The sequence below is a fragment of the Halomonas sp. MCCC 1A11062 genome (assembly GCF_021404355.1).
GTDB lineage: Bacteria > Pseudomonadota > Gammaproteobacteria > Pseudomonadales > Halomonadaceae > Halomonas > Halomonas aerodenitrificans.
Genome location: NZ_JABFTW010000013.1, coordinates 112,453 through 122,509, shown reverse-complemented (window position 1 = coordinate 122,509; position 10,057 = coordinate 112,453). Strand labels below are relative to the sequence as shown.

Annotated in this window: 6 protein-coding genes and 1 tRNA gene; 2 read left to right on the top strand and 5 right to left on the bottom strand. The window is 63.5% G+C overall.

Annotation, left to right across the window (positions count from 1 at the left end):
• Positions 1-168: 168 nt before the first annotated feature.
• Positions 169-1,797 (bottom strand): BCCT family transporter, encoded by a 1,629-nt coding sequence (locus HOP58_RS14890; RefSeq protein ID WP_010628710.1) that lies wholly within the window; start codon positions 1,795-1,797, stop codon positions 169-171.
• 225 nt (positions 1,798-2,022) lie between these two features.
• On the opposite strand from HOP58_RS14890, the gene HOP58_RS14885 reads away from it, so the two are divergent.
• Together HOP58_RS14885 and HOP58_RS14880 are read left to right on the top strand one after the other, a co-directional pair.
• A tRNA-Pro gene (locus HOP58_RS14885) sits at positions 2,023-2,099 on the top strand.
• Positions 2,100-2,267: 168 nt separating this feature from the next.
• Positions 2,268-2,771 (top strand): CAP domain-containing protein, encoded by a 504-nt coding sequence (locus HOP58_RS14880; protein WP_010628711.1) that lies wholly within the window; start codon positions 2,268-2,270, stop codon positions 2,769-2,771.
• A gap of 454 nt (positions 2,772-3,225) precedes the next feature.
• On the opposite strand, the gene HOP58_RS14875 is transcribed toward HOP58_RS14880, so the two are convergent.
• The 4 genes from HOP58_RS14875 to HOP58_RS14860 are packed head-to-tail and all read right to left on the bottom strand — an operon-like array spanning position 3,226 to position 10,047.
• Positions 3,226-3,984, bottom strand: a complete 759-nt coding sequence (locus HOP58_RS14875) for an efflux RND transporter periplasmic adaptor subunit (protein ID WP_010628712.1) — start codon at positions 3,982-3,984, stop codon at positions 3,226-3,228.
• A gap of 50 nt (positions 3,985-4,034) precedes the next feature.
• On the bottom strand, positions 4,035-5,975 hold the full coding sequence (locus HOP58_RS14870) for a preprotein translocase subunit SecA (RefSeq protein WP_010628713.1): 1,941 nt from the start codon (positions 5,973-5,975) through the stop codon (positions 4,035-4,037).
• A gap of 10 nt (positions 5,976-5,985) precedes the next feature.
• The gene (locus HOP58_RS14865; RefSeq protein WP_010628714.1) at positions 5,986-8,145 is read right to left on the bottom strand and encodes a biotin/lipoyl-binding protein; all 2,160 of its coding nucleotides are present in this window, start codon (positions 8,143-8,145) and stop codon (positions 5,986-5,988) included.
• Positions 8,146-8,148: 3 nt separating this feature from the next.
• Complete coding sequence (locus HOP58_RS14860) at positions 8,149-10,047, bottom strand: HlyD family efflux transporter periplasmic adaptor subunit (RefSeq protein WP_234260765.1); 1,899 nt, start codon at positions 10,045-10,047, stop codon at positions 8,149-8,151.
• Between the last annotated feature and the right edge of the window lie 10 nt (positions 10,048-10,057).

The following is a 10,057-nucleotide window of genomic DNA, read 5'->3' as shown; positions in this document are numbered from 1 at the left end:
GCACTTCCAGAAGCTGGAACTGGTCGTCAGCAACGTCAAGTTCCAGGACGGGGAGCAAGTGGTTGATCAATCAGACAGGAATGCGGCCTGATCGCCATCCACCAGATTTGACGATAACTCCATGCCCCAGGAATTCCGGCGCAGGATCTGGGAAGAGATCTGATTGGCTCAATGCAGCTTGTGAGTCTCATCGTCGGAGACGGGGCTCGGCTGTGTCCCGGCATCCTCGAGATCGGCCCACGGCTCCCGCGGCGCTTCCACGCGCTCGCCGGTACGTGCTGCATAACGCTCACGGTGCAGTGCCTTGAGCAGCCCGGCGACCATCAGCATGACCACTACCGAGAATGGCAGTGCCGCCATGATCACGGCGGCCTGTAGCGTTTCCAGTCCACCTGCCATCAGCAATACCGCCGTCAACAGCCCCAGCAGGCCACCCCATAGCAGCCTGTGAGCAGTGGGCGGCTCGGGGTCGCCACCCGCCAGAATCGTATTGATGACCAACGTGCCCGCATTGGCCGAGGTGATCAGATACGTCGCTATCAACAGCACCAGCATAGCGGAGAAGCCCCGCCCCAGCAGCCCGAGTTCCATGGCCTCGATGGTGGCAAAGACTGCCGTGGCAATATTGGAGTCGACGGCTGCCACGATGCCGCCGTTGCCGAACAGCTCATGATACAGCGCCGTCCCGCCGAAAAGCCCAATCCATACGATGGTGATCACGGTGGGCACCAACAACACGCCCATGACGAATTCGCGAAAGGTTCGACCACGCGATACACGGGCGATGAACATTCCCACGAACGGCGACCAGGCCAGCCACCAGCCCCAGAAAAATACCGTCCATTCCGACTGCCAAGCATCGCCTCGGGTGGCATTGGTATGGAACGTCATACCCATCAGGTTCTGGATATAGTCCCCGGCCGATTCGATGGTGATCGCCACCAGATACTGGGTGGGGCCGAACAGCAGCAGAAAGAGGACGGCAGCGATGCTCAGCCAGAAGTTGGCCTCGGAGAGCAAACGTACGCCACGCTTCACTCCGGAGACGACCGAAAGGGTGGCAATGGTCATGATCACGGCAGTAACAACCAGCTGCAGCAGCAGCGACGACTGCAGGCCGAAAACTGCCTCGAGCCCGGCATTCATCTGCTGTACGCCGAGCCCTAGCGTCGTGGCGATACCAAACACGGTACCGAAAACGGCCAGCACATCCACGACATCTCCCAGGACACCTTCGGTACGCCTGCCCAGCAGCGGAGTCAGAGCGGAGCGAATCGTCAGCGGCAGGTTCCAGCGGTAGGAAAAGTAAGCCAGCACCAGCGCCACGAAGGAGAAGATCGCCCAACCGTTCAACCCCCAGTGAAAATAGGTCAGACGCATGGCAACCCGGGCGGCATCAGGGCTCATGCCCTGCTCGATGAAAGGATTGTCCTGGAACTGCAGGATCGGCTGGGCCACCGACCAGAACAGAATGCCCACCCCGGTACCGGCCGCGAACAACATCGCCACCCAAGAGAAAAAGCTGAACTCGGGCTGCTCGAAATCACCGCCCAGACGCACGTTCTTGTATCGGCCCATGCCCAGCCACACCATGAACAAGAGTAGGAAGGCGACCAGAAGAACGTAGTACCACTCCAGGAAGGGATCGAGCACGCCTCGAGCCAATGCCAGCCCTTGGCCTAGACGCTCGGTATAGAAGGTTCCATAGAAAAGGGAAACCGTCACCACCACGAAAGTCACCAGGGTGACCCTCGGGTTCATGCCCTTGAGTAGTCCACGCTGCGCCTGCCGTTGCATCTCCCCTCCCCTGCCCAAGATGCCGTGCCGTCACCATCATAAGGCAGCGAAGCGGTCACATCACGCCAGCGACCGTATTGCCATGAGCCAAGCCGGCCAAAGGCAAGCATCTGAAAGGAAAGTACAAAAGAGGCTTTTCATTTCCCCCCGAACGCGCTAGTATACGCCTCGTTCTCGGGGGCATGACCACGGTCGAGCCTGCGTCAGTTTCCGAGAAAAATCAGTCGGAGCGTGGCGCAGCTTGGTAGCGCGCTGCAATGGGGTTGCAGAGGTCGCAGGTTCGAATCCTGTCGCTCCGACCATCTGATTCGAAAAAACCGCCACTAACGGGTCATGCCGAGTGGCGGTTTTTCGTCGCTGGTAAAATTCTCGCAAAACTCTCGTAAAGCACCTCTCCTAAAGTACCTCCTCGCAATGCAGTCCTCACCTGGCTAGAGTGCAAGGGAATCCCCCGGACCAAAGGAAGGTCGATGCTACGTTCTTGTACCCTCTTTTCGTTTGCACTGTTGAGCCTGGTGGCTCATGCCGATACCGCCTCGGCGGAATGCGAGCTCAGCGCCGATCAACGCGAGATGCTCGAGCGGGTCAACGATGCACGCAGCGAAGGCCGTCAATGCGGCGATGAGGAGTTCTCTGCCGCAGATCCGCTAGAGTGGAACTGCCACCTGGCCGAGGCCGCACTCGACCACTCGCGAAACATGGCTGAAGAGGAATTCTTTGACCACACCGGCCCCGACGATCGAGGCGTCACCGCTCGGGTGAGCGATACAGGCTATGTGTGGCAGGCTGTGGGCGAAAACATTGCCGCCGGTCAGGCAGAGGTCGAGCGTGTCATGCAAGGATGGCTGGAAAGCCCCGGGCACTGTGCGAACATCATGAGTGGCGACTTCAGCGAAATGGGGGCGGCTTCCCATGCAGCGGAAGGTTCCCGCTATTCGCCCTTCTGGACACAGGTGTTTGCCCATCCGAGATGATGGCATCCCGCCTATGGAGGAAGACTAAGGAAGTGAAAAGATAAGGAAGCAAAAAGAGAATAGAGGCTAGAACAGTACAGTTACGGGAGTTGAATGTCGTCGGGACCCTCCCTGGCCCTTGGGTGCAACGGGTAACGCTGGTTCAGTGAATGTACGCGACGAGAGCATCGTTCGCCGCTTGCTGGGCCAAGGCATGGGAAACCCAGTGGTTCAGGACTTCGCACACATCGGCTTCCACACGCTGCTGTGTTGGCATGAGGTTTCTCCTTTGTGACAACGAGAAACATCATGCCGCAGGTTTGTCGACATTTCATCAGGCTTACGAAACTTTGCCCTCAAGATGCAGCATTCAATCTGAGGCTGCCATAAAACGCGCGTTTGCATTCGAATGGTGAGTGGAAATGGCTTCCATGAACTTTTTGGCGCGTAAAACCGCCGCAGCCTGGAGCAGAGCTCAATCGAGAGCCCCAAGTCGGCAGTTGATGCCTGCCGGTATCACCCCTTGCGGGTTCTCCAGCATCAAACCAATGGCAAAGGTCCCGCTCGAGGCATCGATCACGCTATCCACCCGCTGCACACGAGCCGACGCCGTTTCCTCTACTGGCGCAAGCAGCTCTATCTCCAGGTTGTCTCCCACGGCTATCGCGCCGAAAGCAGTCAATGGCAAGACCGCCTCGATGCGCAGTGGGTCGAGCTGAACCAGCTCGAGCACCGGCGTGGCGTCGATGTACTCCCCCTCCTCGGCCACACGCTGCGTGATCAAGCCCGCGAACGGGGCCCGATGCGTCATCTGCTCCAGCCGGGCGTTGGCCAGGTTGACCTGCATGCGGGCAAGGCGCATTTCCGTGTCGATCTCGTCGCGCTCGCTGTCGCTGAGCATACCGCGCTCGATCATGCGCTGGTTGCGCTGTACCCGCCGTTCGGCATAGTCGGCACGGGCACGCTCCAGCGCCACGCTGGCCAGCTCTACGTCACGCTTTAGCGTGAATAGCGTGTCCCCCGCAGCAACCCGATCGCCCGGCTCGACCTGGATGGTTTCGATCACACCCGGTACCTGGCTCGACAGAAATGCCTGCCTGCCCGGCTCGACCAGACAGCTAAGCTCGCCGAACCAGGAGTCGCCAAGCTCCTGTCCCTGCGCCTGAAGAGCGACGCTCCCCATGCCCGCCAGGCACAGCGGTAGCGTGATGCTGCGAAGAAAGCGCTGACTCATAGGTTCCCCACTCCACCGTCCGCTGACGGCTATTCGGTTGTCGGTCACAATCATTCGGACTTGCCACTGAAACCCAACTGTTCGTCCTCGCGCCAGTCGGCCTCCAACAGCCGCGCGCGTTCTCTGGCATGGCGCGCCTCACGCCGTCGCTGAGCACGCTTCAAGCGTGTCGGCAGTTGCCCCATACGACGCTGCCACTCCGTCAGCTCATCGAGCAGAGCCTCTTCTTCACATACCACCAGTTCCACACTGCCCGGGTCGCCCTGACGTGCGCAGCGACCGGCAATCTGCCGATCCACACGCGAGGCATCGTGGTGGCCGGCAACGATGACATGCAGCCCGCCTGCTCTCTTGACCTCTTCCTCCAGCGAAATGTCGGTGCCCCGCCCCGCCATGCTGGTAGCCACCGTCACAGCACCACGACGGCCAGCGCGGGCAACCGTATCGGCTTCTTCGGCATCCTGACGCGCGTTGAGCATGGCATGTTCGATACCGGCCTCGGCGAGCCGCTGCGACAGCGCTTCGGAGTCGGCCAGGTTGACCGTGGTCACCAGCACAGCTCTCCCCTGGCCGGCGATTTCCTGGACGCGGGTGGCAATCCACTGCCACTTGTCGGCCTGCCGTGCGAGGGATATCGTCGGCCAGTGCTGGCGTTTGCTGGGCCGGTGCGGGGGTATCGCCACCACCCGCAGACGATAGGTACGCCAGAGCTCTCCGCGCACCTCTCGCGCCGTGCCGGTCATGCCGGAAAGATGGTGGTAGCGGCGGAAGAAGCGCTGGTAGGTAAGCCGCGCCAGCGTCACGTTGGGATCACTCGGCTCGCAGCCTTCGAGTCGCTCGATCATCTGCTGCAGGCCCTTCTCCCAGCTGCGGTCTGCCATGACCCGGCCGGTGTGCTCGTCGATGATCTGCACCTTGCCGTCACGCACCAGATAATGGTGGTCACGCTGGAAATGGTGGCGCGCCACCAGCGCCTGTTGAACCAGCCACTCTCGCCGTGAACGCCCTACCCAGCCACCGCCGCCCAAGGCCTGCGCCCGTTCGGTCAGCCGCTCCCGGCCACGCTCGGTCAGATGGATCTGCCCGCTCTCCCGCACGAAATGCGTATCCTCCTCGAACTCAGCGGCAAGGGCCAGCGCCTGATCGAGCAGCGCGATATCGAGCGCGTCCTTGCCTGCTGGCCCCGAGAGAATCAGCGGCGTTCGCGCCTCGTCGAGCATCACGCTGTCGGCCTCGTCGACGATGGCGAAATGCAGACCCCGCAGCAGCAGGCGTTCGTCTTGCAGCTCACCGACCAGCCGCGCCGCATGGGCCTGAAGCGGATGGCGATGACGACCCAGCAGCTGAGTGTCGCGCAGGTAGTCGAAAACCAGCTCCTTGTTGGTGCAATAGACCACATCGGCAGCGTAGGCGGCTCGCCTCTCGTGTGGCGGCATCTCATGCACCACCGCTGCCACGCTCAGGCCCAGCGCACGGTAGACCGGGGTCATCAGCTCCGCGTCGCGAGCGGCCAGGTAGTCGTTGACGGTGATCACATGTACCGGAATTCCGGCCAAGGCAGCCGTTGCCGCCGGCAGTGTCGCCGTCAGGGTCTTACCCTCGCCGGTATGCATTTCGGCGATTCTTCCCCCCAGCATAGCCAGCCCGCCCAACAGCTGTACGTCATGATGCGCCATGCCGAGCTCCCGCCGGGAGACCTCCCGCACCAGAGCGAAGGCATGCCGAGCCAGCCGTGGCGTCACGCCCTGGCGTGCAAGCGCAAGCCGCAAGCCATCGCGCTCCTCGGCCAGCACCTGTACATCGAGTGATGCCAGGCGGGCGGCATGCCGATGTATGCCCGGCAGCTGCGAGCGCAGCCCAAGCCTGCGTATCGCCGCCGGCCGATGCAGCTTCGACCTCAACCAGTGCCAGGGACGCTCCAGGCTCCCCGGCGGCAGCAGGGTTCGCTCCGGACGCGTCAGTACGTCGCCGGGCAGCTTCAGCAAAGGCATGTCGGACGGCTCATAGCTCGAAAAGCCTCAGGAACGAGCGGCGCAGGTCACGCCACAGCCGGTAGCCCAGCGGCTCCGGAGCATGCTCGATACGTACGTGAACCCGCCCCCCTAGATGTAACGAGCCCCCCTCCTGCAGCAATTCTCCCGCCGCAAAGTCGGCCAGATAATGTCGCCGAAACGCCCTGGGTGAACCATCGTCGGTCGTCGCACTGGGATCGACCGCCACGTGTCCGCCGCCCTGTACGCTCAGTACCGGGCTGGGTATTGCGTGATCGGAACTGGGCGATACCCACAGCAGGCTGCCGGCAGCATCCCACTCATGGCCCGGCAACCGCAGCTGGACCCGACGCGTATCGTCGCGCACACGCTCTACCACATGAGCCGGCAGCAAGGTGCGAATGCGCAGATCCTCCGGACGCACCACCGACGCAACGGCCGTGCCACGATGCAGATAGCTACCCAGGCGGGGAACCCCCTCCGGCATCAGCATCAGGCCAGTATGGGGGCTGATCACCACGGTGGCAGCAGCACGCTGGCGTGCATCGTCGAGCTGACGCTCCACCGGCACCAGGGTCTCGCGCAGGATGGCAGCCGCCTGGGCATCGCGCACGTTGGCGACGAGCTCCTGCTGGATCTCGCGGATTCGCGCCTCGAGCAGGCGCACCTCCACGCCCAGCTCCGGAGCGGCAATGCGCATCAACGGATCGCCAGCCGTCACCTCCTGGCCATCCTCCACCCACAGCTCGGCGAGCTCGCCGCTGACGCCAACGCGCACCTGGGCCGGCTCGCGGCTATCCACCACGCCATGCACATGGGTAGCGTAGGGCAGCGGAACCAGAAACAGCAGCAGCGTCACTGCCATGAGGCCGCCAAAGAGCCAGCCCCAGGCGCGGCCACGCGAGCCTTGCAATGAATCGTCCACGGTCATGGCCTTGAGCATCTTGAACAGAGGCAGCAATAGCGTCATGGTCACCGACCAAAGGGCGAGAATGACGCCAACGAACAGATATTTGGTGGCCACGAACACGGCGATGGCCACCATGATCATCAAGCGATAGGCGAACGACGCCAGGGCATAGCTCACCAGCCAGCACGCCTCGCGCCGGGATCGCGCCTGACTGGTCACGTCGCGCCGGCCCAGCAGGTAACGCTTCACCGCGTAGGTCAGCTGCTGATTGGCGCGATTGAAGAGATTGGGAATCTCCAGGTAATCCGCCAGCACGTAATAGGCATCGAAGCGCAGCAATGGGTTGCCGTTGAACAGCAGCGTCGACACACCCGCGATCAGCATCACGTTGAACGCCACTGCCCGCAGCAGGCCCGGTTCGGCCGCCGCCCATACCAGCATCGCCAGCGATGCCAGAAACAGCTCGACCATGATGCCGGCCGCCCCCACCAGCATGCGGCGCGACTTGTCGGGGCAGGCAGCCGCGGCACTGGCGTCCACGTATGGCACCGGAAAGAACACCAGCAGCATCACGCCGACCTCATGTACCTCGCCCCCGGCATCCTTGGTCGCCCAGGCGTGGCCCAACTCATGGAGCGCCTTGATCAGCGGATAGATGAGCGCCAGCATCAGCAAGTTGCCGATACCGAACACCCGATCGGCCAGGTTGTCGGTAAGCGACTGCCAGTGCACCCCCGCCACTACCAGCGCCAGTAGCAGCGTTGCCAGCCACAGCACCCCACCCAGTGGGCTGATGAAAGGCCTGACCAGCGGGTAGCTGGCAGCAATGAAGCGCTCAGGATCGAGCAGCGGGATGCGAATGCCCAGAGGAGAGCGCACCAGCTGTAGCCACTTGCCCCGCTTCTGCTTCGTCTGGCGTCGGGAGAGCTCGTCGATATCGATGTCGCCGTAGCCCGAAAGCACGTTGGCCCCGTGCAGCCTTCCGATCAAGGCGATCAGCTCCTGCTGGGTCGGCATGGCATCGCCCAGCGAGGCACTCACCTGATCCCATATCTCACTCAGAGTGCGCTTGCCATCCAGCCGACCGACGATCTGATACGCCTCCGGCGTGAAGCGGTGCACCTGTCCGGTGAGGGTATCGTGCAGCACGTACCACGGCTCGCCGCGATATTCGTGGCGATGCAGGCTGGCATGATGACGCAGCCGCAAGCGCAGGTCGGCCACTCGATGCCAATGCTGGCTGAACAGCGGGCCGGCCACGCCTCAGCCCCACCAACGCCATAGCGTCAGGCGCAGCCAGTCCACCAGCTCCCGCGTCCAGATGACGATCAGCTTGTTCTCGCCGGTCTCTATCCTGGCCACGCCCTGCAGCCCCGGACGCAACTCGCGTCGCGCAGCGCCATCGATGCTCTCGGCATCGCGCACCAGGCTTGCCTCGACGACGAAGCGAGTGCTGCCATCACTGCTGCGGGTCTGCGGTGTGAGCCGTTCGATGACGAAAGGCAACCGTTCGCCGGTCATCGCCGCCAGCACCAGTTCGCCCCGCTGCCCCACCCTGACGTCATCGATGCGGCGCTCCGGCACCTCCAGTTCGAGACGGAAGTCGTCCAGCGGCGAAACCCGGAACAGCTCCTCCCCCTGCTCCACGGCACCTCCCAGTCGCTGGGTGAGATCGCCGCTGACCACCACGCCGGCAAATGGCGCCAACAGCGTGGCCCGTTCCAGCCGAGAATCCACCAGAGCCAGCCTTGCCTGGGCCTGATCGCGCTGCGCCGCCAATACGTTCATGCCGGCACGGTCGCCCCGTGCCCGCATCTCCTGCTCCTGGCGCTCGAACTTGGCCAGCTCGCTCTGCCACTGCAGGCGTTCTAGCAACAGGTCTCGGGTCTCCATGTCGGCCAGGGGCTGGCCGGCCTCGACCCTATCGCCGGGCCGCACCAGAGCCGCATCGATATAGCCACGAAACGGCGCCGTCATCACTCGCTGCTCGCGGCTCTCGAGTATCGCATCGGCGGCGATGCGCTCCTCTCCTGTCGCCAGCCAGGAGAAGGCCAATAACCCTGCCAGCACCAATCCGGTCAGCTTGTAGCCCAGGAACCCCGGGCCGAACAGCCGCCCCAACTGCTCCGACGTAGCCACCGCCATCTTCAGCGGCAACGGTCTGTCGTTGCGCCGCTTCTCTTCGAGGGCCCGGGCGCAGAGTGCCAGCAAACTCTCAAGCGCCGCTACCTCTTCGGCATCGAAGGGCATGTCGCGCTCCAGGGTAACGGCGCCGAGGGGCTCCGCTCCATCCAGCAACGGCAAGCTGACCACCGCTCCCAGCCCCGTCATGCCGCCCAGCGCCGCCTGGGCGCGCACCACACGGTGCTCCCACCCCGGCCCGGCGGGAGCCGGCCACACTGCGCTGATGCGCTGGTCCAACGCCTCGTCCATAGCAGTTTCCGTGGCGCGGATGCGATTCATCTTGCGATTGAACTGAGCGCTGTGAGAAATCTGCTCGACTCGCGTACGAGAACCGCGCCGCCAACCCAGGCTGACCCGCTCCGCTTCGAAGTGGCTGGCCAGGCGCGAGACGAGCTGCATGGCAGCGGAGGCAAAACGCGGTTCGGCGAGCACTGCCGCCAGCAGAGAAAGGTGCTGGGAAAGCCGGTCCTGGAGCTGTCGCCCGCTGCGATACGAGCGCTGCAACACGTCGCGCTCGAGAGTCGCGACGCCATCCTCGAGCCGCTGCATCAGCGGCAGCAGGGCTGTCTGCACGGCGCTATCGCGGCCCCGCAGAGCCTCGGGCAACATGACCCGCAAGGCCACCGCTCCCAGCAAGGCACCCTTTCCCGGCTGGGCACCCTCGGCCTCGTCGCTGGCCAGGTCTCGCACCGGATAACCGATGCCCAGGCTGTCTTCGCCAAGCTGGCTCACCAGCCCCCGCCCTGCGTCCCGCACCTCTTCACTGAGCGAAAGCAGTGCAGCGCCATCCGCCTGACCGGGCCACAGCGCAACGGGCTGCCACTGCTCACCCTGACGCCAGAGCACCACACCCTGGGTCACGCCGGCCCCTTCCGGGCGCGGCGCCTGCTCACAGTGCCGCGCGAGCCAGCCTTGAACGCCCTGGACCTGCTGTTGCCAGGCCGCAATGGCCTGGGTCCCGCTATCGCCTAGCTGCATTACCTTCACT